Below are 23984 nucleotides of genomic sequence, written 5' to 3' on the forward strand. Positions count from 1 at the left end.
GGTGCGATGTTTGGACGACGTGGCAACAGGGCTATTCCTGGCCCACGCCCCTGGGCACGGCCCCGGTTCTATCGACCCCACCCATGTTGCACCACCGCAGGAGGAGCAAGATCGACGGCAAATCTTACTTAGTCACTTCATCAGCTTGTCAGCCTCAAGCCAGGTGAACTCGATCAACCGACCGTTACAGGTGAAAAGGACTCCTACTCGGGTTAGATCCGCGTCCACGTGCTCTCCCATGAGCAGGACCGACAGCTCCCCCACCTCGGGATACGTGGCAGGGATGAAAAAATTGGACCCCTGGAACGCCGATCCGCCACGCGGGTGATCCTCCATCACTGGAATATCCACATAGCGACGTGCCGCCCTTTCCGCCAACCCTGACGACCCGAGGGAATAGCCATCACCTTGATGCGCCATCACCTGTAGGAAGCCAGAGTGAGTCACATAGACAATGAAGTCACAGTCGGTGGCCGGCCATCGAGTCCGCTGCTCGTCGGTCCATTCGGCGACCACCAGCAGCTTTTCTCCTGGCGGAAGCCCCCCGGACGGGTCCGAGCGCAGCTCAGCCCACGCCTGCTGCGCCTGGTCGGCGTTCAGCACACGAGCTGAGTAGGAACCCTCTATTCGAATGTCAATGCTGGACCAAGCACCCGCCCATCCAGCCACCGAGACGACGGAGGCGACAACCAACGTGGCGATCACTATTGTCCAGCGGCGGTAGGTACGCATGACGGAAATTCGCTCCCTGAAATTCCCGGGCTCGCTGGTGGGACCCTACCCGGATCTACACAGGCAGACGACCTCGGCGAACAGCTGACCGGTCGAGCGAATCATGGCCACCGATACAGCAACCCAGTTACTCGAAGCGAGATGGGTCCCCCGCGCCACGACGTAGCACCTCTGGCTCATCGCCCGACAGGTCAACCACGGTCGTCGGCTCCTTGCCGCAGTCGCCGGCGTCCACCACGCCGTCGAGCACGTGGTCCAGCCGTTCCTTGATCTCCCACCCCTGGGTCAGCGGCTCCTCCTCCCCGGGCAGGATCAGGGTGCTGGAGACCAACGGCTCATCGAGCTCGGCCAGCAACGCCTGGGCGACGGCGTGATCGGGCACCCGCACTCCGACGGTGCGCTTCCGCGGATGCAGCATCCGGCGCGGCACCTCGCGGGTAGCCGGCAGAATGAAGGTGTAGCTACCCGGGATACAGGACTTGACCAACCGGAACACCGCGTTGCTGATCTGCACGAACTGCCCCAGCTGCGCGAAATCCCGACAGACCAACGTGAAGTGGTGCCGCTCGTCGAGCCGGCGAATGTCCCGGATCCGGTCCAGCCCGTGCCGATCGCCCAGCTGGCAGCCGAACGCGAAGCAGGAGTCCGTGGGGTAGGCGATCAGGCCACCGTTCCGGAGCAGCCCGACGACCTGCCGCAGGGTCCGGGGCTGCGGGTTGTCCGGGTGCACGTCGTAGTACCTCGCCATGGGCCGAGCCTAGTAGCCCGCAAGTGTGCCGCCGAGGTAGCCCGGCTCCGGCCCGGCGTCTAGGGTCCGGTCGTGCCCGTCAACCTCGAGGTGGTCGATGCTCTCCGCGCCGACCCCGCCACCAGTTCCCTGCACCCCTCGCTCGACCTCTCGTACGGTGACCCCGGTCGAACCACCGCCATGGACCGCTTCCACACCCAGTTCGTCCGCCCCGACGACCTCGTCTTCGACATCGGGGCCCACGTGGGCGACCGCACCGCCAGCTTCCGCCGGCTCGGTGCCCGGGTGATCGCCGTCGAGCCGCAACCACTCTGCGTCCGAAGCATCCGAGCCCTCTACGACGACGATGATCAGGTGACGGTGGTGGAGGCGGCGTGCGGCACGGCGACCGGCCTCCTGGAGCTCCACATCAATTCGGCCAACCCCACCGTCTCCACCGTGTCGCCGCACTTCGTCCAGGCCGCCGACGGCGCCGAGAACTGGCAGGGGCAGGTCTGGGACGCACGGCTGGCCGTCCCGGCCACCACCCTCGACATCCTCATCGCCGAGCACGGCCTCCCCGCCTTCATCAAGATCGATGTTGAGGGCTTCGAGGATGCCGTCCTCGCCGGATTGAGCCACCCGCTGCCGGCGTTGTCGTTCGAGTTCACCACGGTCGCGCGGGCGGTGGCCCAACGAGCGCTCGACCGCGCCGTCGCGCTCGGCTTCACCCGCTTCAACCTGGCCCTCGGGGACGCGATGGCGCTGGCCGAGCCGGCCTGGTTGACCGCCCCCGCGCTGGGTGCGCTCCTCGACTCCCTGCCGCACTCCGCCAACTCCGGTGATGTCTACTGTCGTAGGTAGGCCACTATCGACCGGTGCTACCAGCGATACGCCAACAGCCCGGGGGCAGACTGGCGCGGGACGCTAACCCGACTGCCTGCCCGTGCGACCCGAGCGGGCCGCCGCTGCCACCCGCTCGTGCAGGCCGGCGAGCTCCGGGCTGACCGTTACGGCGGGCGGAACCGGCTTGATCAGCCGTCGGGCTGGCTCGGGCAGCCATGCCAGGTCCGCCTCGAATCGGTCCCGCGCGGTCCGTACCGCCTCGGCCGCAGCCGCGGTGTCGAGCCGCCGTCCGGCGCGCATGACCGGCACGAGCAGCGACTCCCAGCCGGGCGGCGACGCTTCGGTGTGCAGCGCGAGGAGATCGCCGTCGGTGCCGGTGGGGTCCCGGAAGACCTGCTTCGCGCCCGGCAGGGTGACTTTGCCCGACGACAGCTTCACCACCGGTCGGTCGCCGTAGCTGACCAGCTTGTACGCGCTGTCCAGGGACGGCGCGTCCGCGGAGACCCCCATCCGGGTGCCGACGCCGTACCCGTCGATCGGGGTGCCGGCGGCGACCAGGCCCGCGATGACCTCCTCGTCCAGGCCCCCACTGGCCATGATCTTAATCTCGGTCAGGCCCGCCGTGTCGAGGATCTCACGGGCCTGCCGGGCCAACGGGGCCAGGTCCCCGGAATCCAGCCGGATGCCCGCCGGGCCGTTCCATCCCAGCTCGGTGAGGACGTCAACAGCGGCCCGCACGCCGGCGGGGGTGTCGTAGGTGTCCACCAGGAAGATCGGATCGACCGGGAAGTCGCTCGCGAAGGCTCGGAAGGCGGCCCGCTCGTTCGGGAACGCCTCCACGTACGAGTGGGCCATCGTGCCGGAGGGGCGCAGCCCGTACCGATGGGCTGCCTCCACGTGACTGGTCGCGGCGAACCCGACGATCGCGGACGCCCGGGCCACGCCGGCACCCGCCGCCAGCCCATGGGTACGGCGGAAGGAGAAGTCGACCAGTTCCGCGCCACCTGCGGCGAGCCGACACCGGGCCGCCTTGCTGGCGATCGTGGTCTGGAAGGTGATCAGGTTCAGCAGACCGGTCTCGACCAGCTGCGCCTCGGCGAGCGGTGCCGTGACCTCGAGCAGCGGCTCGTCGGCGAAGACGATCCGCCCCTCCGGCACCGCCCGCACGTCTCCGGTGAACCGGAGCGGGGCCAGCGCCGCCACGGTCGACTCGTCGAACCCCTGGACGTCCCGCAGGTACGCCAGCTCGTCGTCGGCGAACGAGAAGGTCTCCAGAAACGTCAATGCGTCGTCCAGCCCGGCGGCCACCAGGAAGCCGCGGTGGTCCGGCAACCGGCGGGAGAAGAGGCTGAAGGTGGCGGGTGCGGTCAGGTCGTGGCGCAGGTAGCTGGCGGCCATTCGAAGCTCATAGAGGTCGGTACGGAGACCGGTCATGTCGCCTCCTCCACGGGTGTCCGGACCGTCCGGCGTTGGGCGGTCCGGACACCACCAACTCTGGTCGAAGGAGGGTCGGTGGGTGCCGGGAACGGAACATGCACCGCCAACGTGTCGAGCAGCTCCGGATCAGCGCAGTCGGCGGGCGGTGAAGCCCGGCGGTGGGCTGGCGATCGACTCCTGGGCCGCGACCAGCTGAAGCTCCCGGGTACCCGCCGCCAACGTGGCCTCGAAGATCCGGAAGACGCTGGCGCTGGTGCGCTCCAGCGCGGTCGCGGGCGAGGCGGTGGTCCACAGGTGCGCGAGGTAGAGCGCGGCCGTGACGTCACCGCCACCATTCGGCGTGATCGGCAACATCGGTGTGGTCACCGCCCAGGCGCCCTCCTCCGAGACGGCCACCAGCTCCAGCTGCTCCTCCGGCAGGTCCCGGTGGAGCACGCTGGTGACCAGCACGTGCCGTGGACCGGTCGCCCGCACCTTGTCGACCGCCGCGAGTAGCTCCGCCAGCGTCTCGGTCCGACCGCCGGCAAGGTATTCCAGCTCGAACTGGTTGGGGGTGATGATGTCGGCGTTCGGCACGACCTCGTCCCGCAGGTACTCCGGGATGCCGGGACGAGCGAACATCCCCCGCCCCACGTCCCCCATCACCGGATCGCAGCAGTAGACGGCGGCGGGGTTCACGGCTTTCACCCGGCGGACCGCGTCGATGATCACCTCACCCATCGCCGGGTCGCCCTGGTATCCAGAGAGCACCGCATCGGCCTGGGCAAGCACTCCACGGTCGCCGATGCCCGCGATGACCTGGGCGACATCCGCGGGTGCCAGCAGCGGCCCACGCCACGACCCGTAGCCGGTGTGGTTGGAGAAGTGGACCGTCAGTACCGGCCACACCTCGTGCCCGAGGCGTTGCAGCGGAAAGACGGCGGCTGAGTTACCGACGTGACCGTAGGCAACCGACGACTGGATTGACAGGATTCGCACCCGACCATCATCGTGGTTGGGGCCGCGCCAGTTCCCACCACCCCCGCCCCGGCGTGCCCGTTCAGCAGGACCGGCGCGGAGTGGAGGTAGTATCGCGGCAGCTCAGAAGGGGGACTCGACATGTCCGATACTACCCACGACCGGCCCACACCCGGCGCCGGCCGTCCGGACGAGGTGAGCGATCCACTGCTGTGGGGGCTGGCCCTCGGCGTGGCGGACGCGCACCAGCCGGACGCTACAGGCACCGACTGTGTGAACCTGCTCTGCGCCGGCCAGAGCTGGCCCTGCACCGCCTGGCAGTCCGCCCAACGCGCGCTCCGCATGGCCCAGACCCCACCCGGGCAACGCCCCACCGACCCGTCGGAGGGGCGGGCGGACGAGTGGAACGCGCCCCACCCCCACCCGCCGTGGTCCACCGCGCCGGAGCAGCAGCGCCGCGGCGACATCGCCGCCTGAGCGCTGGCCATCGGGCGGCGGCGCCGCCGCGCGCACCGCTACTGGGAGGGCGTCGGGAGCACCGACGCCCTCCGCGCGGCTCAGAGGGTACGAGCGAGACGCTCGGCGAGGATCCGAGTGAAGCGGGACGGGTCAGCCAGTTCGCCTCCCTCGGCGAGCAACGCCATTCCGTACAGCAGCTCGGCGGTCTCCTTCAGTGACTCCTCGGTGGCACCCTGCTCCCGAGCTTTGCGCAACCCACTGACCAGCGGGTGCGTCGGGTTCAGCTCGAGGATCCGCTTGACCTGCGGTACCTCGTGCCCCATGGCGCGGTACATCTTCTCCAGCGTCGGCGTGATGTCCTGCGCGTCACCGACCACGCAGGCCGGTGAGGTGGTCAGCCGGGCGGAGAGGCGGACCTCCCGGACCTGGTCGGCGAGGGCACTGCCCAGCCAGGAGAGCAGGTCGGCGTACTCGGTGCGCTGGCGCTCCCGTTCGGCCTCGGCCGCCGAGCGCTCCTCCTCGGTGTCCAGGTCAACCTGGCCCTTGGCGACCGAACGCAGCGTCTTGCCCTCGTACTCGCCGACCCGCTCGACCCACACCTCGTCGACCGGGTCGGTGAGCAGCAGCACCTCGAAGCCCTTGGCCCGGAACGCCTCCATGTGCGGCGAGTTCTCGATGGTGGTGCGGTTCTCGCCGGTGGCGTAGTAGATGTCGGTCTGGCCGTCCTTCATCCGCGTGACGTAACCGGCGAGGTCGGTCGGCTCGGCCGAGTCGTGGGTGGAGGCGACGGAGAGGAGTTCCAGGAGCGAGTCCCGGTTCTCCGTGTCGTCGATCAGCCCCTCCTTGACCACAGCGCCGAACTCGGTCCAGAAGGTGCGGTACTTCTCCGGTTGGTCAGCCTTGAGGTCCTTGACGGTGGCGAGGATCTTCTTGACCAGGCGGCGGCGGACCACCTGAATCTGCCGGTCCTGCTGGAGTAGCTCACGGGAGATGTTGAGCGACAGGTCGTGCGCGTCCACCACACCCTTGACGAAGCGCAGATAGCCCGGCATCAGCGCCTCGCAGTCATCCATGATGAAGACGCGCTTGACGTAGAGCTGCACGCCACGTCGCCCCTGCGGGGAGAAGAGGTCCAGCGGTGCGTGGGTGGGCAGGAAGAGCAGCGCCTCGTATTCGAACGTGCCCTCCCCCCGCATGTGCACGACCTCGAGCGGGTCGGCCCAGTCATGGCTGACGTGCTTGTAGAACTCGTGGTACTCGGCCGGTTCCACCTCGTCGCGGGACCGCGCCCAGAGCGCCTTCATCGAGTTGAGCGTCTGCACCTCGGTGGTCGGCTCGCCCCCGTCGGCGCCGGGCTGCTCAACCGCCATCCGGATCGGATGGGCGATGAAGTCGGAGTACCGCTTGACGATCTGCCGAATCGTCCACTCGGCGGCGTAGTCGTGCAGGTTGTCCTCGGAGTCGACCGGCTTGAGGTGCAGCGTGACCGCCGTTCCCTGCGGAACGTCCGTGGCTGAGGCGATCGTGTATGTGCCCTCCCCGCTCGACTCCCAGCGGGTGCCATCGGTCGCCCCCGCCTCGCGGGTCACCAGGACAACGCGGTCGGCGACCATGAACGCCGCGTAGAAGCCGACGCCGAACTGGCCGATCAGCTCCTGCGACGCCTCCGCGTCGGCTGACTCGCGCAGCTTGCGGAGCAGCTCTGCGGTGCCGGACTTGGCGATCGTGCCGATCACCTGGACGACCTCGTCCCGGGACATCCCGATCCCGTTGTCCCGCACGGTCAACGTCCGCGCGTCCGGGTCGACCTCGATCGCGATGTGCAGATCGGCGGTGTCGACGTCAAGATCTTTGTCCCGCAGCGACGCCAGGCGCAACTTGTCCAACGCGTCGGAGGCGTTCGAGACCAACTCGCGTAGGAAGACATCCTTGTTCGAGTAGATCGAGTGAACCATCAGCTGGAGCAGCTGGCGTGCCTCAGCCTGGAACTCCAACGTCTCACTACTCACGCCGTGTCCTTTCGTCCGCATATCCGGATCGTCGGCGGACAGTGACGCCCCCGACGACGTGTCGCCCGAAAGGATACGAGCACCGTCTGCGGGACGGGGGGGCGACGCCCCGACCGGCCGGTGCGCCTGATCACGCCCGACGGTGCCCCTGCCCACGACGACGCCGCCTCGGCTCACGACGGGGGTGGCGGGCCAAGCGCACGATCAGCGCCGCCAGCCCACCTATCCCGACCCCGACCCCGGCCGCGACCAGCAGCGGCCCGGGGCCGGTCAGCCCCTCCGGGAGCGAATTGTCGGCGGCGGGCCGGGCATCGGCGGCCGACGGCACGGCGGCTGGCGCGGTGGCCGACGGCGCGGCGGTCAACTCCCCCGGCTCGACGAGTCGACCGACCGACGTCTCCCGCGGCAGCGCGAAGCCCCAGTCGAGCAGGGCGGCACCCTGCTCCCAGCCACGCAACGGCCGCGCCTCGGCGCCCAGCAACGTCACCACCAGGCGCCGGCCCGCACGCTCGGCGGCGCCAACGTATGTGTGCCGGGCCAACGTGGTGAAGCCGGTCTTGCCACCCAGCGCCCCTGGGTACTGGTCGATGAGGGAGTTCCCGTTCTGGATCTGGAATCCCTTCCTGCCGAGCGCCTCCTGGTCGGGGATCTGGTGGGTTTCGGTCAACGCATACCGCTGGAAGGCCGGCTCAGCGAAGCAGGCCCGGGCGATCAGCGCGAGATCGTACGCACTCGTGAACTGGCCCGGCCCGTCCAACCCGGACGGGGTAACCGCGTGCGTCTGCCGGGCGCCCAACTCCTCAGCGAACTCGTTCATCGCGCGGACGCCCCCGGCTCGGCCCTCGGCACCGCCGCCGAGGCGGGCGAGGACATTCGCCGCGTCGTTGCCGGATTGCAGCAGCAGGCCAAGCCAGAGCGTCTCCACCGGATACCGCCCGCCGACGAGCAGGCCGACCGCCGACGAGCCGGGCTCGATGTCCAGATCCTCCTTCGTCACCGTGACCACCTGCTGCGGGTCAAGGTCCGGCAGCAGGGCGGCGGTCAGCAGCAACTTCTGCACACTCGCCGGGGTGGCGTACTCGTGCGGACCGCACGCACCCAGCACCTCACCGGTGTCGAGGTCCGCGACCAGCCAGGAGCTCGCGGTCACCTCGGGCGGCTGGGCTGCACCGGCCGGGACCACCAGGCCGGAGGTGGCCAGTGCCGCCCCGCCGACCACCTGGTCCTCAGCCACCGCCGGCGGCGGGGAGGGACGGGACGGCGTCGATGCCGACATGCTGGCCTGTGGGCACGGCACCACCGTCGGCGTGGGGGCGGCGGCGGCCGACGCGGGCACCAGGACGGGAAGTAGCAGGACGCTTGAGGCAGCGGCCAGTCGCCGATTTCTCACGTCCGGGATCCTAGCTAATAAAGATCAGCAAATCGGGCACGGGCACATACCGCCGTCGGGAGGTAGCGCCGCCCGTGCCCGACCTCAGGCCAACGGCCGCTTGAGGTGATAGCGGTGCACCTCGGTGCTGCCCTGGACGTTGTTCACGTCCTCGGCCGCGGCGACCAGCTCCCATCCCTCACGCCCGACCCGGTTGAGGTGGGCGATCGCGGTGTCGCCGTAGCTGGTGACATCTCGGCGGGATCCGTCTGGGCCGTACCAGACGAAACTGACGTGAAAGCTGCGGCCCTGCCCTTGGTAGCGGCGGACCAGCAGTGCGTATTCCCAAGCGACCATGGACTCCATTATGGGTGTCCATCGAGGACCACCAACAAGGGGGTGGTTACTCCTTGCCCTTCTGTGAACGCGAAGAGTCAACGTAGCCTGATCTCGCGTCCCGCCGCGTCACCTCGCCCGCGACCAGCTCAGCGAGCCGATCCAACCCGCGGTCGATGTCGTCCCGGGTGACCGCGCTGACCGACAACCGCAACGCGTGCACCGGCACACCATCGCCGTAGAAGTGCGCCATCGGGGTCCAGAGCACCCCATACTTCCCGGCGGAGCGGTGCAGCAGCGCATCGTCCACCGGAAACGGCACGGTGACCACCACGAAGAACCCGCCAGCGGGCACCGTCCAACGCACGGACGAGCCGGCCGGGAACCGGCTACCCAAGCCGTGAACCAGGTGGCGCAGGTTGTCGGCGTACACGGTGCGCTGGCGGACCGTGGCCGCCACCAGGCTGCAGTCGTGGGCGAGAAGCACGCCGCCGACCACCGCCTGGGCCACCGGCGAGGTATTCACCGAAACCATGCTCTTGACCTTGGCCAACTGGTCGGCGAGGAGACCGCTCCCCCCACCGGCATTCGGCACCGGCTGGTCGGCCACCACATAGCCGACCCGGGCGCCCGGTAGCACCGTTTTCGCGAACGACCCCAGGTAGACCACCTGACGATTGGTGTCCAAGGCCTTCAACGTGGGCAGCCGCCGGCTCTCCGTGACCGGGAAGAGTCCGTACGGGTTGTCCTCGATCAGCAGCAGCTCCTTCTCGGCGGCCAGGTCCAGCAGGGCCCGGCGGTCAGACAACGAGATGCTGGCACCCGACGGATTGGCAAAGTCGGGCATCAGATAGCAGGCGCGTGGGCGCAGCCCTTCGGCCCGGGCCTGGTCCACCTGATCGCGTAGGTCCGCCAGGTCCACCCCGGAGTCCGTCGTCGCCACCGGGCGAACCGGAAAATCCAGCAGCCGCGCCGCGCCGGTGAGCCCCACATAGGTCGGCGCCGCCGCGAGCAGGACGTCCCGGGGACCGGTGCGTAGCGCCCGCAACACCAGGAACATCGCCTCCTGGCACCCGACGGTCACCACGATCGCCTCCGGGTCGACCGTCATCCCCTCGTCCACGGCGAGGTTCCGGGCGACCAGGTGGTGCACGATCCCCTTGGTCCGCCCGTACTGGAACAGGGTGCGACGCACCTGCCCCGAATCCTGCCCAAGGTCATCGACCAGGTGCTGCCGAAAGATGTCCAAATACCGGTGCAGCGCCGAGAACTCAAAGAACTCCTCGTACGGCCGGCCAGCGGCAAGCGACACCGCGTCCGGGTAGTCCTGCGCCACCTCGTTGAGAAAGTTCATCGAGTTCAGGGCCGGATCCCCGAGCGCCGGATGCAGATCGGCCAGGTGTAGTTCCATCATCACTGCACCGTCGTCGTCCGCAGTTGCCGTGCCGCCGCCACGTCGGCGCACCCCGCCAGCGTGAGCGCGTCCCGAAACTCATCAGCCAGTAGTGCCAGGGCCTTCTCGGCACCGGCCCGGCCACCGGCCGCCAACGCCCAGAGCAGCGGGCGGCCCACCAGGACTCCCCGTGCGCCGAGGGCGAGAGCCCGCAACACGTCCACTCCGCCCTGAACACCGCTGTCCAACAGCACCTCGCACCGGTCGCCCACCGCGTCAACGACCGCGGGCAGCGCGGTGGCGGTGGCGGGTGCGCCGTCCAACTGGCGTCCCCCGTGGTTGGAGACCACCACCGCGTCCGCCCCGGCCGCCACCGCGCGGGCGGCATCACGCGGATCGAGCACCCCTTTGACGACCAGCGGGACCGCGGTCCGCTCCCGCAGCCACTCCAGGTCGTCCCAGCTCACGGCCGGCGCGAAGACCGCACCGGTGTGCGCGGCCACGGCGGATACGCCCGGGGTGGCCGAGTGGGCGAGACTGTCCCGGCCGGTGGGTAGGTTCGCGGCGACCACATCCGCGGGAATGGCGAACGAGTTACGCAGGTCCCGCAGCCGACGGCCGAGAATCGGCACGTCCACGGTGAGCACCAGCGCGGTGCAGCCCGCCGCTTCGGCCCGGTCCAGCAGCTCGGCGACGAGCCCCCGGTCCCGCAGCCAGTAGAGCTGGAACCACACGTCGCCGCCGGCTCGCGCGACCTGTTCGATCGGGATGCTGCCGAGTGTGCTGGCCACATATGGGATGCCGGCCGCGCCGGCCGCCGCGGCAAGGGCCAACTCCCCGTCGGGGTGCACCAGCCGCTGGTATGCCATCGGCGCGACCGCCACCGGCAGCGCATGGGCCGCCCCCAACAGCCGGGCGTCGGTCGATGGCGTCGGCGAACCGCACAGTACGCGGGGTAGCACGCCGGTCCGGTCCAGGGCCCGTCGATTCGCGGCCAGCGTCGTCTCGGCGCCACTGCCGCCGGCCACGAAGTCCCACACCTCCGGTGGTAGTACCGCCCGGGCGAGGTCGGCGAAGTCGGCTAGGGCGACCGGCGGCTCGCCGGGCAGCACGACCGGCGGCTCAGTCATCGTCGGCCGATGTCCGACGGAAGCGGCGACGCAGGAAGGTCGCGGCCGCGGCCTGCGCCTGCCGGCCCGCTTCGAAGACGCCGGGCATGGTGAAGAAGCCGTGGACCATGCCCGGGTACCGGGTACAGACGGTCTGCACGTCGGCGAGGCGAAGCCGGTCGGCGTACCGTTCCCCCTCGGCGCAGAGCGGGTCGTACTCGGCGGTGACCACAAACGCCGGCGGCAGACCGGTCAGGTCACCGGCGAGTAGCGGCGACGCGAGTGGGTGTTGGGCGTCGGTCGGGTCGGCCAGGTAGTGGGACCGGTACCAGGCGACCGAGCGACGGTTGAACAGCAGCGGATCCGTGTCGCCGGGCGGCTCGATCGTCTGGTCGGTGTTCGGGTAGACCAACAACTGCGCTACCAGCCGGGGACCGTCCTGCTGGGCCAGCAGCGTGACCGCGGCGGCCAGGTTGCCACCCGCGCTGTCCCCGCCCACCGCGAGCCGCTCCGGGTCTGCGTCGAACTCCGTCGGATGCGCCGCGATGTGGCGCAGGGCAGCGTGGCAGTCTTGCACGGCCGCCGGGAACGGGTGCTCGGGAGCCAGCCGGTAGCCGACGGTGATCACCTGGCAGGGCACCGCGTTGGCCAGTCGCCGACAGACCCCGTCGGCGGTGTCGATGCTGCCCAGCGTCCACCCACCGCCAAAGAAGTAGAGCAGTGTCGGCAGCGGCCCGGTCCCGGCGGGACGGTACACCCGGACTGGTATCTCCCCGGCCGGTCCGGGGAGGCGCGCGTCGCGTACCTCGTGGACCGGCTCGACCGGGCCGGAGCCGGCCCGGATCGCGGCGAGGTCAGCCGCCCGGGCTTCGGCGAGGGTTTGCGTGTACAGCGGTGGGGTGCCGGCCGCCGCACGGCTCGCCCGGTACGCCTCCGCCTCCGGATGCAGGCTCACACCACCCACCCCGTGCCGTTTGGTCGCTCACTCACGGATGCTCCCTTCCCCTCGGGCTGACCGAGAGGTTGTCGATTCCACGTAGGAAGATGCCACCGCGGTGCCCGGTTCCAGGGCGCCGAGCCGGCGCGGTGTGCTGGAGGTCGGCGTAGCCGGGAGGGAATCCTGCCGGCCCGGCGGCTGTAGGGACGGTTGGCGGCCCCTCGATGTCCAGCACGGCACCTCCCCACGATACGGCGGTTCGGGCGACGGGGTCCTCCGCCGCCCGAACCGATGTCACAGACCGAGCAGGCGCAACGACACGGCGCCGGCCATGGCCTGGTTACCCGCGTCGTTCGGGTGAATGTGGTCCCCCGAGTCGTACGCCGGCAACAGTCGACTGGGCTGCTCCGGGTCGCGCAGCACCCGATCGAAGTCAATGACCCCGTCGAACTCCTTGCTGGTGCGCAGGTACTCGTTCACCGTCTGCCGGGTCGCCTCCTTCTCCGGCGTCCACACGCCCGGCTCGCCGTGCCCCTCGTACGGCGTCAACGTGCCCACCAGGCTCCGCAGGCCACGTGCCTTGACCTGCTGGTTGATCTGTCGGAGCGACGCGATGATCGCCTCGGCGGAGTCGTCGGACATCCAGATGTCGTTGATGCCCAGGTGGGTGATCACGGCCTGCGCGCCGTTCTGGGCGAAGATGTCCTCGTCGAGCCGGGCGAGCGCGTTCGGCCCCAACTCGTTGTAGCCGGGGAACCCGCCAGCTCCCGGCTCCGCACCCTCGTGGTTGAGCCGGTTCCCGGCGAGACTCATGTTGAGCACGGCCGGGGTCCGGGAATCCGGACGGGCATCGATAAACCGATCGGCCAGCAGGTCCGGCCAGCGCTTGTTGGCGTTGAGGGTGCTGCCGTTGCCGTCGGCGATCGAGTCACCGAAGATCACCACTGACCCGGGACTCTTGCGCCGCTGCACATCGACGCCGGACAGGAAGAACCAGCAGCAGTCCGCAAGCCTCGACAGACCGGCGCCGGTATCCGAGGTGAGATCATCATCGCCGATGAAGCTCGTCTGGCGGGACGTGCCGTGGAAGGTCACCGGGCCGGTCAGGACCGGGTAGTAGACCGTGACCACGAGGTCCTGCTGGTCACCGATCGGGAAGGCGATCGGGTCACTGATCAGCTCGGCACCCTGGTTCATCGTGGCCGAGGCTGCCCCACCGAACGTCAGCTCCCGCACCGAGGTCGGATCGATGTCGGACAGATCATCGGGAGTCGTCTCGTCCGGCCGGGCAATCGTCGCCCGACCGACCTCGACGGGCTGCTCGCCGTACATGTTGCTCAACCGGACTCGCAGTACCGACCCCCCCACCGTGGTGTGCACGATGTTCCGGATGGTCTGGTCCTCAAGGCCCCGGTTGGTCAGGCCGCCCGAATTGCCCCGGGCCACCGCGGTCGCCCAACTCGCGGCCCAGGTTTCCTTTCCGTGCTTCGCCACCCCGGCCGACGAATCCGCATTCGCCACCAGGCTGGGACTAGCCATCATCAGCAGTGCGGCGGTAGCCGCCACAAAATGCCATTTCTTCGGAGTCGACATTGATCCTCCATTGTTGGCAAACCCAGCGTCCATCCCGGCCGCTGCCGGCGCTCAACTGGGCATGCTGCGGAACGTATCCGGCACCGTGTGGAGGCGTCAATCAACCTGATCGACGTGATCACGTGTCCTGCTGGACTGGCCGAAAGCCCCCTTCGGCTCGTGATCGGTTCCGTTGTCTGTCCTAGGCTCGCAGGTGCTGGCGCGGTCGCCCGCGGCCCGCACCGATGCCCCGGGCACTCGCCCTGGGCACATCGCTGCCACAGAGGGGAGCGTCCGGATGGCCAACCGACCGCAGCCGGGCTACGTGAACCAGGCATTGGCACTTTTCGCCGATTTCGGTGACCGCGACGCAATCGTTGCCGGCGCACGTCGGCTGACCTATGCCGACGTGCACGCCCAGGTATGCGGATTCGCCACCGCAATGCTCCGCCGCGGAATCCGACCCGGTGCCGCGGTGCTGGTGTCGCTCGGCAATCCGCTGGAAGGGCCGCTGCTACAGCTCGCGCTGCACCTACTTGGCTGCCGTACGATGTGGATCGCTCCGGTGACCTCCCATCGGGAGATCAAGGAGTTCGTCGAACTCGCCCGGCCCGACGCCCTGCTCTACGACGCCCGCGATTCGGCCAACATCGGGGCAGAGCTGGCCGCGGGGCTGGGTGACCGGCCGGTGCTCCGCCTCGGCGTGGACCTGCTCCCCGTACCGGCCGGGGCTGACCTGCCCGCCCCGGCGTCGGCGGCGGAATCTCTCCTGCAGACCTCCGGCACCACCGGCACTCCGAAGCTGGTGCGGCACCAGGAGAGCTTCTACGCCCAGATCCTCGCCCTGGCCGCCGGCTTCCGCACCGCCGGGTTGCCGCTGCTGCGGCACCTGTCCTACTCCCCGATGTGGCTGGCCAGCGGCCAGATCACCACCCTGTTCAATCTCTTCACCGGCGGCGTGCTGTTTCCCCGGGAGGGCTGGGACGCGGCGGAGTTCATCCGGACCGTGCCGACCGAGCGGATCACCTCCACCTTCCTGACCCCGCCGATGCTCTACGAGGTGCTCGATCACCCCGCCCTGCCCGGGGCGGACTTCTCCTCGATGTTCATGTTCAACGTGGGCGCCGGTCCCGCCGCACCTGCCCGGCTGCGCCAGGCGATCACTCGGTTCGGTCCGGTGCTGCGCATCGTGTACGGGCTCAGCGAGGCGGTGGTGGTGACCGCGCAGCCGGGCCTGACCGAGGACCCGGAACACCCGGAGCGACTGCGCTCCTGTGGGGAGCCGTACGGCGACGTGCGGATCGAGATCCGCGGCCCGGACGGGACGGTCCTGCCACCTGATGTGGACGGTGAGGTGTGGGTACAGACCGCGCTCCGCTTCGCCGGCTACCACGGCAACCCTGACCTGACCGCGGACACCCTGGTGGACGGTTGGGTTCGCACCCGAGATGTCGGCCACCTCGACCCGGACGGCTACCTGTACCTGGTCGACCGGCTGCAGGACCGAATCCTCACCCGTCGGCGTAGCTGGCCGATCTACTCCCGGCCGATCGAGGACGCGCTGGCGGGGCATCCCGACGTCCGGGCGGCGGCGGTGATCGGCGTGCCCGACGAGGTCGCCGGCGAACTGCCGTACGCCTACGTGGTGCCGCGGCCCGGCGCGGCGGTGACCGGCGCGGAACTGATCGATGTGGTGACCGCCGCACTCAGCGACACCTGGGCACCCGGCGAGGTGGAGTTCGTCGCCGCGCTGCCCCTGAACCGCGCCAACAAGGTCGACAAACGGGCCCTGCGGGCGCGGTACACGGCCAGCCACCCGTCGGCCGTCGAGCACCCGGAGGCATCGATCGGCCGTCGCGCGTGACCCCACGGCGCGAGCTGGTCGCGCTCGTCGGTGCCAACCTGCTGTCCAATCTCGGTAGCCGAATATCGATCATCGCCATTCCCTGGCTGGTGTTGGAGACAACCGGTAGCCCGGCGAAGATGGGGCTGGTCGCCGCCGCCGAGACCCTGCCCTACCTACTCTCCAGCGGCCTCGGCCCCCCGCTGGCCGACCGGATCGGTCTGCGCCGCACCTCGATCCTCGCCGACCTGGGTAGCGCCGCACTGATGGTGGCGGTGGCCCTCACCCCGTGGCTCGGCTTCGGCGCGCTACTGATCCTGGTGGCCCTGGTGGGCGCGCTGCGCGGCGTCGGTGACCGGGTCAAGCAGGCGATGTTCCGCCCGGCCGCGGAGGCTGCCGGGGTCCGGCTGATCCGGCTCACCTCGATCTACGACGGGCTGTCCCGGCTGATGACCCTACTCGGGGCGAGCCTCGGCGGCCTGCTCATCTGGTGGCTCGGAGCCACCCTGGCGATTCTCGTTGACGCGGCGACCTTCGCGGTCTGCGCGCTACTGATCTCCACCCTGGTGCGTCACCGCACCGGTAGCCCGGCCAGCTCTACGCCGGAGCGCTATTCGCGGGCACTCGCCGGCGGCCTCCGGTATCTCCGGCAGGACCGGATGGTGCTCACCATGCTGCTGGTGATCTCCGCACTGAACATGGTGGTGAACGCGAGTGTCGCGGTCTACATCCCGCTCTGGGTGGCAGACGTGTTGGGCAACCCGGCCGGGCTGGGGCTGGTGCTCGGTGCCTTCACCGCCGGAGCCCTACTGGGCAACGTGCTGTTCACCAGCTTCGGCTCGCGGCTACGTAGGGATCTGACCTTCGCGATCGGCGCCGCGGTCAGTGGCCCACCCCGGCTGCTGGTCCTGGCCCTCAGCGACAATCTCACCGTGGTGGTCGTGGTGACCTTCGTATCCGGAATCGGCATCGCCGTGGTCAACCCGCTGCTCGGGGTCGCGCTGTACGAACGTCCCCCGGCCGAGCTCCAGGCCCGGGTGATCGGGCTGGCCGGTGCGCTTGCCTTCGCCGGTCTACCCCTGGGTGCGCTGCTCGGTGGCGCGTCCGTCACCATCCTCGGCCTCGAGTCCGCGCTGCTGACCGCGGCCCTGTTCATCTTCATCGCCACCGCTGTTCCCCTCGCCGCCCTCGTACGCCGGATGCGGACCAAACCGCCCTTGGCCAACGCCTCCGAGCAGGGACGGATTTCCGCTTAGCGCCCCGGCGTCTCCTGCGCTAGCGTCCGGACATGGCAACGGCGTACAGCGAAGCAACCGATCCTTACTGCCTGCGGGCGCAGGAGCGCCATGCTCTGCTCCAGGGACATCCGTGGCGACGTTTCGTGGTGCTGGGCGACAGCGTCGCGGAAGGACTCTGCGAACCGGTAGACGGCTACTCGGAGGTGCAGTGGGCCGATCGGATCGCCGCCGAGCTGCGCGCCCGGGCGCCGGAACTCGTCTACCGAAATCTCGGGTTGCGCGGGCTGCGGGCGGACCAGGTCCGGGCCAGCCAGCTCGGTCCGGCGCTGGAGTTCGAACCGGATCTTGCCCTGGTCGTCTGCGGCGGCAACGACGCGTTCCGACCCGGTTACGACCCCGCCGCGGTGGACGCCGAGATCACCCGGATGGTCGAGGCGCTACAGCACGCCGGGGCGACGGTCATCACGGTCGGGATGTTCGACGTGTCGCACAGCCCCGCCGTGCCCGAGCCGCGCCGCGCCGGCCTCGGTCGGCGTCTGCGCCGGCTGGCCGAACACACCCGTGCGGTGGCCAACCGTCTCGGCACCGTCCATGTGCATCTGACCGACCACCCGCTGACCGCCGACCCCTCCATCTACAGCAGCGACGGCCGCCACGGAAGTGCCCGCAGCGACGCCGTCGCCGCGGCGGAGACGCTCCGTAGCCTCGCGCACCATCTCGGTGCGACGAGCGCTGACCGGAGCAGCCCCCGCTGACGGAGCGGCCAGCGCTGACCGGAGCAGCCCCCGCTGGCCGGGGGCCGGCTCCCGGTGGGAACGGACCCCACACGACGAGTCAGGACGGCGGCGGGTCCGTCACCAGCAGGCCGGAGATCAGCACACCGCGGGCCAGGTTGAGCACTCCCGCGCTACCGGGGTAGCCGATGCGAACGCAGGCACCCGCCGGCTGCCGGCCGAAGAGATACGGGGCGATGCTGTACGGCACCTCCGCGGTGACCAACTCCCCGGTCTCCATGTGCACGAACTCCACCGGTACGTCGTCGGCGCGCACATAGCGTTGCAGGATGAAGCCGCCCTGCCGGGCGAACCGGCCCACCGCCTCCCGCCAGGCGTCCGCGTCGGTTTCCCGGCCGATCAGCACGTCCACCCCGGCGGACCCACCGGACGGCTTGACCACCAGGTCGTGCCGGTCCGCCACCGCCTGCTCGACCAGGTCCGGACCGAACAGCCAGGTCTGCGGCACATACCGGTGAATCAGATCCCGGTCAGCTGTCGGTAACGCATCAGCGTCCGCCCAGAGCCAGGCGAGCACCTGCTTGTTTCCGAGCAGCCACGCCGCCGCCGACACCCACATCGGGACGGATCCCGCCCGTACCGCCGCCTCCAGGGCGTCCGCCCCGGCGCTGGGCGTGAGGCGGTTCGGTACGAAGAGCCGGAACAGCCCGTCAACCGGGGCGCCCCGAATGACCAGCCGCCCCTCGGTGTCCCGGGTGGCCTCGGCAACCGGTGCCACGACCAGATCCAGGCCGGCGACGGCGGCGGCGCGGTCCACCACCGGCGCCAACTTCCGGTAGAAGCGCTCCGGGACCTCCAGCCCCGGGTACTCGGCGTCAAAGTCGATCAACAATGCGAGCCGCGCCCCGGCCGCCAAGCCAAGACCGTCTCGAATCGCTGCGAACCGCAGGTCCACCGCGGAGGGCGCCGGTTCCATCCGGACCCCCCGGTCGAGGCCCCGCCGCCGGTAGAGCTCAACGAACCGGCGCACCGTCGTGTCGGCGTCGAGCGCCCCACCGAGACTACTGTCGATGTTGTACTCCACCACCCGCGGCACTCCGTCGCTCAGCAGCACGTCCGGCCGGAACCCGGCCAGCAACGCCTCTGTGAGCGGCTCGGCCTCGTCGAGCAGCCGGTTCTGCCCCACCGGCATCCCGAGCAGGTGGCGTAGCTCCCCCGCCGTCCTGGCCCGCCGTCGACACGACTCGAAGATCAGCTGGGCGAGCCGGTCACAGACGGAGTTGAGCACCCGCAGCGAGGTCCGGTCCATCACCGGTGGTCGGGCCAGCCGCCACTGCTGATTGTACGAAGCCCGGCCATCGAAGATATCGCGCCAGGACTCCACCCCGGCAGAGACCAGGTCGGCGCGAAGGTCAACGGGCAGGTCCAGCCAGGCCTGCGCGGCGGACGGCCAGCGGTAGTCAACGTCGATCATGTGGTCATCCATCCTTGGTGACGTGGGCGATGGCCTGCCGCAGCAGCTCACGGCCCGGTTGTACGGCTCGGTCCAGGGCCGGGGCGAACGGCAGCACCGCACCGTCCGGACGGGTTACCCGACGCGGCGGCGCCTGCAGTCGTACCTGCTCGACCACGGTGGCGATGACCTCGCCGGCGATGCCGCAGGAACGGTTGGAGTCGTCGACCACCACCAACCGCCCGGTCCGGGCGACCGAGCCGAGCAGTCCGTCCCAGTCGAACGGGTACAGGGTGCGTGGGTCGAACACCTCCACCGAGACCTCGCCGGCCAGTTCGTCGGCGACGGCGAGCGCATCGTGCACCAGGTGCCCGACCGCGACCACCGTCACGTCGGCTCCGGTTCGATGCACTCGCCCCCGCCCCAACGGCACCGGCACCGGGTCGCTGACCTCGGCCCGGAGCTCAAGCGCCGCGGCCGGGGCGAACACCACCACCGGGTCGTCGCAGCGGATCGCCGACACCAGCAGGCCGTACGCGTCCGCCGGGGTGGCCGGCACCACGGTGGTCACCCCGGCATGAGCGAAGAGGCTGTACGGATGGTCGGAGTGCTGCCCCGCCCACCCGGTACGCGACCCGGACCCGGGCACCAGGTAGGTGACCGGCACCGCGCACTGACCACCGGTCATCAACGGAAACTTGTGCGCGTGGTTGACGATCTGTTCGAAGACCAGAAACAGCAGTGCGGGGATCTGGAACTCCACCACCGGCCGTGCCCCGGTCAACGCCGCACCGGTGGCGAAGCTGGTGAACGCCTGCTCCGAGAGCGGGGTGTCGCGGACCCGCTCGGGGCCGAAACGCTTCAGTAGCCCGGCGGTGACCGCCGACGCGGCGACCCGGATGTCCTCCCCGAGCAGGAACACCTCCTCGTCCCGGGCCAACTCGTCGGCGAGCGCCCGGTTGAGCGCCCTGCGGTAGGACAGCCGCGGCATCTATCCACCTCCGGTGCGGGCGGTCAGCCCACTGGCGTACAGGTACTCCAGCGCGGTGGCGGGGTCGGGCTCGGCGGCGGCGAGCGCCTGCGCGACCGCCGCCTCCAGCACCGCCTCCACGTCGGCGTCGACCGCCGCCCGATCGCCGGCCGACAGCCGGGAGCCGGCGATCCGCACCGGGTCCCGGGAGCGCCCCCGAGCGACCTCCGCCGGCGAGCGATAGTCGAGGCGGACCGCGTGTTCGAAGGTGTGGTGGGCGTCAAAGCGGAACGTGCGGGCCTCCAGGAACTCGGGAGCACCGTCGGCGCGCATCCGGGCGAGGGCGGCGGCGGTCCGGGCGTGCACGGCGGCCGGGTCCTGCCCGTCCACCGTGCTCGCTCGAATACCGAACGCCTCCGCTCGCGCCGGGATGCTGCCCGCCACCGCGTCGGCCACCGGCATGGTGGTCGCGTAGCCGTTGTTCTCGCAGACGAACAGCACCGGCACCCGCCAGAGTGCGGCCAGGTTGAACGCCTCCAGCAGCATCCCCTCGTTGACCGCGCCGTCGCCGAGGAAGCTGACCCCCACCAGGTCCTCGCCCCGCCGACGCCGAGCCCAGACGGCGCCGGTCACGATCGCGCCGCCGGCACCGACGATGGCATTGGCGCCGAGAACTCCGACGGCGAAGTCAGCGGCGTGCATCGACCCACCCCGGCCTCGGTTCAGGCCCGTCACCCGACCACACAGCTCCGCCATCATCCGGGCCGGGTCAGCGCCCTTTGCGAGCACGTGCCCGTGCCCCCGATGGGTGCCGGCGACCACGTCGTCGGGGCGCAGCGCCGCACACACCCCAGCCGCGATCCCCTCCTGGCCCAGGTACGGATGAATGCCGCCGACGATGTGGCCGGAGCGGACGAGTTCGATCGCCCGCTCCTCGAACCGGCGGATCAGCCGCACCGTCCGGTAGAGCCGGATCGGGTCCGCTCCGCTCACCCGCGCCCCGATGCCGCTGCCGGGGCCCCCTTGACCGCGGCGAGGATGTCGTCCCACAACCGGGCGCGGGCGGCGAGCGCGGTGTTGACCGTGACTGCGCACTCCTGCCACTTGGCGTCGTCGTCGCCACAGAGGTCGGCGAGCATCTGCATGGCCATCGGCGTGTGCTGCTCGCCATCAACCTCGATGTGTCGCTCCAGGTAGTCAACGAACCGGGTCAATCGTCCGGACTGGTGGTTGACCGCGACCACCTGGGTGAACATCTCCGGGATCAGGTCCTCCCGACCGAACGCGAACGCGGCGGCCTGACAGTGCACCGGGGTGCTTTCGATGATCCGCCAGGTGGTGCTGGCGAACGCCGCGGACGGGGCGGGCACCCCGGCCGCAGCCAACGACTCGGTTACCGGTCCGCCGGCGCGCAGTAGATCAATCAACTTCTCCACCGGCTCGGTGTTGGCACCGGCCTCGGTCATGCCCTGTACGTACAGCTCGAAGTGGCTGAGGTAGCCCGCACCCAGCTCGTCACTCTCCTCCACCATCACGATGTCGTTGATCAGGCGGCGGCTGCCGGTCGGCCCGGTCGGGATCCAGGGCACCGTCACACAGGTGAGCTGCCGCTGCAGCGACTTGAGCAGGGACATGAAGTCCCAGACCGCGAAGACGTGGTGCTCCATGAAGGTGACCAGCGCCGAGTGGTTGTCCAGGCTGGCGTACAGCGGATGCTGGACCACCTGGTCCCGACGGTCGGTAACCGCCTTTTCCAACCGCTCGATCCCCGGGTGTGTCTTTCCCCAGTCGTACCGTGACATGACTCAGCCTCCCTGCTTGGCGTGACGACGCCAGATGACCGGGCAGTATTCGGGGTCCGCGTAGTCCGGCCGTCCGTCGTCGGTACGGCGAACCAGCACGTCGTGGTTGTACGCGGCGTTCTCGCCGGTGGAGAGCGGATACGCCCGCCACCGGTTGTCGCCGTCCTGCAGGTGCAGTGAGATCGCCTGGCGGGGCCGTCCGCTGACGTTCGCACCGCTGCCGTGGTAGGTCCGGCAGTGGTGGAAGCTCATGTGCCCCTTCGGGATCACCATCGGAATCTTGCGGATTTCGGCGTCGTTGTGTCCGGCGTTACGGGCCAGCATGTCGTCGAGTTGGTCGCGGTCGCGGTCGGCGAAGTGCCGCACCACGGTGTCGTCGGCGCCGACCTCGGCCCACTGGTGGGAGCCATCGACCATGACGATGGTGCCCAGCTCCTCCCCGCAGTCGTGGAACGGGATGAAGGCGGTCAGCATCCGCTCCGACGACGAGGACGCCCAGTAGTGCTTGTCGAAGTGCCAGGGCACGATGTTCGACGGCTCCCCGTCGAGCGGGGGCTTGAGGATCAGCGTGGACTGGAAGATCCGGATCTCGTCGGCCTGTGCCAGCCGGGCGGCGACCGCCCCGATCAGCCGCTTACGCAGGATCGCCCCGAGCCCGTCGTGCTCGTGGTGAACGTAGTCGTTGTGCCGCTGGACCGCGCCCCTGGCCGGTTCCCAGTAGGCGAGCTTCGGGGGCCGCACCGGTAGCCGGCGGTGCCGTTCACCGGCGTAGTACCGGTCGGTGGCCGCGGCGAGGGCGTCCACCTCGTCGTCGGTGAGCAGCTTCTTCGACAGATACCAGCCGTGCTCGGCGTAGAACGCCACGTCCTCGTCGGACGGGAGCAGCGACTTCTCCTCATCGGTCAGACGTGGGTCGAATTCAGTATTGGTCATCCCGTCACCTCCTGCGTGGCGGCCAAGCCTCTTGCGGAGGCCGTCACCGCCAATTCCCGCTCCTTGGCCTCGTAGAGCGCCCTGATGTTGCCGCTGCCGAAGGTCCGCGCCCCGCGCCGCTCGATCAGCTCCAGGAAGAACGTGCGGCGCGCGTGCGTCGACTCCGTGAAAATCTGCAGCAGTTGACCGTCGTGGTCCCGGTCCACCAGCACCCCGAATTCCCGCAACTGCGCCACGGGCCCGTCGATCCGGCCGACCCGGGTCTCCAGGTCGTCGTAGTAGGCCGCCGGGGTGTGCGCGAATCGCACCCCACGCTGGCGCAGCGCGCCGATCGCCCCGATGATGTCGTCGGTCCGCAACCCGAGGTGCTGGACACCCGCACCGGAGTGCTGGGCCAGGAAAGCATCGATCTGCCCGGCCCGTCGGCGGGTATCCGGTTCGAGCAGCACCAACGTCACCCGCCCGGACCGGCTCTGCACCACGGTGGAGTTCATCGCCTGGCCATCAACCTCCATGTACTCGTGGAAGATCTCGTCAAAACCAAAGACCTCCCGGTAGCCGCGAACCGTCTCGGCGAGCTGCCCGGGCGGCACGCAGACCGCCAGATGGTCGATCTCGACGAGCAGGTTCTCGGCGGCACCCACCGGCGGCAGCTCCGCCAGGCCCGGCAGGAAGTCGCCACCGCCTCGACGGCGCTCGACCAACCGGTGCCGCACATCGGCGAAACCCGCCACCTCGGCGATGACGATCTCGGCGTCCGCGCTGGTGATGGTGGTCGGCGGCAGCTCACCGACCGCGCCCCGGGCCAGCAGTTCGGCGTACGCCTCGGCGGCGTCGGCAACGGCCAGGGCGACCACGGCGATGCCGTCGCCATGCCGCCGCACATACGTCGCCGCCGGATGGTCCGCGGTCAGCCCAGAGGTGAGCAGGAGCCGGATGTCGGCGTGCCGGAGCAGCAGCGACCGCTGCCCGGTCAGCCCGGTCTCCGGGCCGCCCTGGCCGCGCGGCCACAGCCCCACCCCGTTGCCGAAGTACGCGGCGGCCTCGCGGGTGTCAGCTACGTAGAGTTCGATGTGGTCTATCCCACGGATGTCCATATTTCAGCCTTCCCACAGATCCCCCGCGCTG

22 protein-coding genes are annotated in these 23984 nt (G+C 69.8%); 5 read left to right on the top strand and 17 right to left on the bottom strand.

Annotated features, from left to right (window positions below):
* Positions 1-132: 132 nt before the first annotated feature.
* Together B118_RS32650 and B118_RS0102240 are read right to left on the bottom strand one after the other, a co-directional pair.
* Positions 133-732: a hypothetical protein gene (locus B118_RS32650; protein WP_238323850.1), complete on the bottom strand. Its 600-nt coding sequence runs from the start codon at positions 730-732 to the stop codon at positions 133-135.
* Positions 733-859: 127 nt separating this feature from the next.
* Positions 860-1480: an L-threonylcarbamoyladenylate synthase gene (locus B118_RS0102240; protein WP_018810621.1), complete on the bottom strand. Its 621-nt coding sequence runs from the start codon at positions 1478-1480 to the stop codon at positions 860-862.
* A gap of 72 nt (positions 1481-1552) precedes the next feature.
* Between B118_RS0102240 and B118_RS0102245 the strand changes: the two genes are divergently transcribed.
* Positions 1553-2323, top strand: coding sequence for an FkbM family methyltransferase (locus B118_RS0102245; RefSeq protein ID WP_018810620.1), 771 nt, complete (start codon positions 1553-1555; stop codon positions 2321-2323).
* A 63-nt stretch (positions 2324-2386) separates the two neighbouring features.
* On the opposite strand, the gene B118_RS0102250 is transcribed toward B118_RS0102245, so the two are convergent.
* Both B118_RS0102250 and pdxY read right to left on the bottom strand, forming a co-directional pair.
* Positions 2387-3739, bottom strand: coding sequence for a nicotinate phosphoribosyltransferase (locus tag B118_RS0102250; RefSeq protein WP_018810619.1), 1353 nt, complete (start codon positions 3737-3739; stop codon positions 2387-2389).
* A gap of 129 nt (positions 3740-3868) precedes the next feature.
* Positions 3869-4720: a pyridoxal kinase PdxY gene (gene pdxY, locus B118_RS0102255; RefSeq protein WP_018810618.1), complete on the bottom strand. Its 852-nt coding sequence runs from the start codon at positions 4718-4720 to the stop codon at positions 3869-3871.
* Between the two features lie 120 nt (positions 4721-4840).
* Between pdxY and B118_RS0102260 the strand changes: the two genes are divergently transcribed.
* Positions 4841-5176, top strand: coding sequence for a hypothetical protein (locus B118_RS0102260; RefSeq protein ID WP_018219533.1), 336 nt, complete (start codon positions 4841-4843; stop codon positions 5174-5176).
* An 80-nt stretch (positions 5177-5256) separates the two neighbouring features.
* Here B118_RS0102260 and htpG read toward each other — a convergent pair whose 3' ends face one another.
* The 7 genes from htpG to B118_RS0102295 form a co-directional block, all read right to left on the bottom strand.
* Positions 5257-7167: a molecular chaperone HtpG gene (gene htpG / locus B118_RS0102265; RefSeq protein WP_018810617.1), complete on the bottom strand. Its 1911-nt coding sequence runs from the start codon at positions 7165-7167 to the stop codon at positions 5257-5259.
* Between the two features lie 130 nt (positions 7168-7297).
* Positions 7298-8557, bottom strand: coding sequence for a D-alanyl-D-alanine carboxypeptidase family protein (locus tag B118_RS0102270; protein ID WP_028192312.1), 1260 nt, complete (start codon positions 8555-8557; stop codon positions 7298-7300).
* An 84-nt stretch (positions 8558-8641) separates the two neighbouring features.
* Complete coding sequence (locus B118_RS0102275) at positions 8642-8902, bottom strand: hypothetical protein (protein ID WP_018215655.1); 261 nt, start codon at positions 8900-8902, stop codon at positions 8642-8644.
* Between the two features lie 37 nt (positions 8903-8939).
* Positions 8940-10337 carry an aminotransferase-like domain-containing protein gene (locus B118_RS0102280; RefSeq protein ID WP_028192313.1) on the bottom strand — a complete coding sequence of 466 codons (1398 nt, stop codon included), beginning with the start codon at positions 10335-10337 and terminating at the stop codon, positions 8940-8942.
* Positions 10286-11395: an alpha-hydroxy acid oxidase gene (locus tag B118_RS0102285; RefSeq protein ID WP_028192314.1), complete on the bottom strand. Its 1110-nt coding sequence runs from the start codon at positions 11393-11395 to the stop codon at positions 10286-10288. The genes B118_RS0102280 and B118_RS0102285 overlap by 52 nt, the downstream gene beginning before the upstream one ends.
* Positions 11388-12329 carry an alpha/beta hydrolase gene (locus B118_RS0102290; protein ID WP_050592775.1) on the bottom strand — a complete coding sequence of 314 codons (942 nt, stop codon included), beginning with the start codon at positions 12327-12329 and terminating at the stop codon, positions 11388-11390. Before B118_RS0102290 ends, B118_RS0102285 begins: the two co-directional genes overlap by 8 nt.
* Before the next feature lie 276 nt (positions 12330-12605).
* Positions 12606-13877, bottom strand: a complete 1272-nt coding sequence (locus tag B118_RS0102295; RefSeq protein ID WP_018219527.1) for an SGNH/GDSL hydrolase family protein — start codon at positions 13875-13877, stop codon at positions 12606-12608.
* 304 nt (positions 13878-14181) lie between these two features.
* On the opposite strand from B118_RS0102295, the gene B118_RS0102300 reads away from it, so the two are divergent.
* From B118_RS0102300 to B118_RS0102310, 3 genes are read left to right on the top strand one after another with little or no spacing between them, the layout of a single operon-like run.
* A complete protein-coding gene (locus tag B118_RS0102300) occupies positions 14182-15747 on the top strand; it encodes a class I adenylate-forming enzyme family protein (protein WP_018810613.1) in 1566 nt (521 codons plus the stop codon).
* The gene (locus B118_RS0102305) at positions 15744-16982 is read left to right on the top strand and encodes an MFS transporter (protein ID WP_018810612.1); all 1239 of its coding nucleotides are present in this window, start codon (positions 15744-15746) and stop codon (positions 16980-16982) included. The genes B118_RS0102300 and B118_RS0102305 overlap by 4 nt, the downstream gene beginning before the upstream one ends.
* Positions 16983-17014: 32 nt before the next feature.
* A complete protein-coding gene (locus B118_RS0102310) occupies positions 17015-17719 on the top strand; it encodes an SGNH/GDSL hydrolase family protein (protein WP_026270533.1) in 705 nt (234 codons plus the stop codon).
* 79 nt (positions 17720-17798) lie between these two features.
* Here B118_RS0102310 and B118_RS0102315 read toward each other — a convergent pair whose 3' ends face one another.
* From B118_RS0102315 to hppD, 6 genes are read right to left on the bottom strand one after another with little or no spacing between them, the layout of a single operon-like run.
* Positions 17799-19172, bottom strand: a complete 1374-nt coding sequence (locus B118_RS0102315; RefSeq protein ID WP_018219523.1) for an ATP-grasp domain-containing protein — start codon at positions 19170-19172, stop codon at positions 17799-17801.
* 4 nt (positions 19173-19176) lie between these two features.
* Positions 19177-20142, bottom strand: coding sequence for an alpha-ketoacid dehydrogenase subunit beta (locus tag B118_RS0102320; protein ID WP_018810610.1), 966 nt, complete (start codon positions 20140-20142; stop codon positions 19177-19179).
* Positions 20143-21114, bottom strand: a complete 972-nt coding sequence (locus tag B118_RS0102325) for a thiamine pyrophosphate-dependent dehydrogenase E1 component subunit alpha (RefSeq protein WP_018810609.1) — start codon at positions 21112-21114, stop codon at positions 20143-20145.
* The gene (locus B118_RS0102330) at positions 21111-21923 is read right to left on the bottom strand and encodes a DUF3050 domain-containing protein (protein WP_018219520.1); all 813 of its coding nucleotides are present in this window, start codon (positions 21921-21923) and stop codon (positions 21111-21113) included. Before B118_RS0102330 ends, B118_RS0102325 begins: the two co-directional genes overlap by 4 nt.
* 3 nt (positions 21924-21926) lie before the next feature.
* Positions 21927-22856 carry a phytanoyl-CoA dioxygenase family protein gene (locus B118_RS0102335; protein WP_018219519.1) on the bottom strand — a complete coding sequence of 310 codons (930 nt, stop codon included), beginning with the start codon at positions 22854-22856 and terminating at the stop codon, positions 21927-21929.
* Positions 22853-23953 carry a 4-hydroxyphenylpyruvate dioxygenase gene (gene hppD, locus B118_RS0102340; RefSeq protein ID WP_018810608.1) on the bottom strand — a complete coding sequence of 367 codons (1101 nt, stop codon included), beginning with the start codon at positions 23951-23953 and terminating at the stop codon, positions 22853-22855. Before hppD ends, B118_RS0102335 begins: the two co-directional genes overlap by 4 nt.
* Positions 23954-23984: the final 31 nt, after the last annotated feature.

Origin of the sequence: Salinispora pacifica CNR114, assembly GCF_000514775.1 — a bacterium.
In the GTDB taxonomy this organism is placed as follows: Bacteria; Actinomycetota; Actinomycetes; order Mycobacteriales; family Micromonosporaceae; genus Micromonospora; species Micromonospora pacifica.

Excerpts from the sequence above, each read along its gene's own strand:
- B118_RS32650 (WP_238323850.1), bottom strand. The coding sequence starts at position 732 with ATGCGTACCTACCGCCGCTGGACAATAGTGATCGCCACGTTGGTTGTC.
- B118_RS0102240 (WP_018810621.1), bottom strand. The coding sequence starts at position 1,480 with ATGGCGAGGTACTACGACGTGCACCCGGACAACCCGCAGCCCCGGACC.
- B118_RS0102250 (WP_018810619.1), bottom strand. The coding sequence starts at position 3,739 with ATGACCGGTCTCCGTACCGACCTCTATGAGCTTCGAATGGCCGCCAGC.
- B118_RS0102260 (WP_018219533.1), top strand. The coding sequence starts at position 4,841 with ATGTCCGATACTACCCACGACCGGCCCACACCCGGCGCCGGCCGTCCG.
- B118_RS0102275 (WP_018215655.1), bottom strand. The coding sequence starts at position 8,902 with ATGGAGTCCATGGTCGCTTGGGAATACGCACTGCTGGTCCGCCGCTAC.
- B118_RS0102285 (WP_028192314.1), bottom strand. The coding sequence starts at position 11,395 with ATGACTGAGCCGCCGGTCGTGCTGCCCGGCGAGCCGCCGGTCGCCCTA.
- B118_RS0102300 (WP_018810613.1), top strand. The coding sequence starts at position 14,182 with ATGGCCAACCGACCGCAGCCGGGCTACGTGAACCAGGCATTGGCACTT.
- B118_RS0102310 (WP_026270533.1), top strand. The coding sequence starts at position 17,015 with ATGGCAACGGCGTACAGCGAAGCAACCGATCCTTACTGCCTGCGGGCG.
- B118_RS0102315 (WP_018219523.1), bottom strand. The coding sequence starts at position 19,172 with ATGATCGACGTTGACTACCGCTGGCCGTCCGCCGCGCAGGCCTGGCTG.
- B118_RS0102320 (WP_018810610.1), bottom strand. The coding sequence starts at position 20,142 with ATGCCGCGGCTGTCCTACCGCAGGGCGCTCAACCGGGCGCTCGCCGAC.
- B118_RS0102330 (WP_018219520.1), bottom strand. The coding sequence starts at position 21,923 with ATGTCACGGTACGACTGGGGAAAGACACACCCGGGGATCGAGCGGTTG.
- B118_RS0102335 (WP_018219519.1), bottom strand. The coding sequence starts at position 22,856 with ATGACCAATACTGAATTCGACCCACGTCTGACCGATGAGGAGAAGTCG.
- hppD (WP_018810608.1), bottom strand. The coding sequence starts at position 23,953 with ATGGACATCCGTGGGATAGACCACATCGAACTCTACGTAGCTGACACC.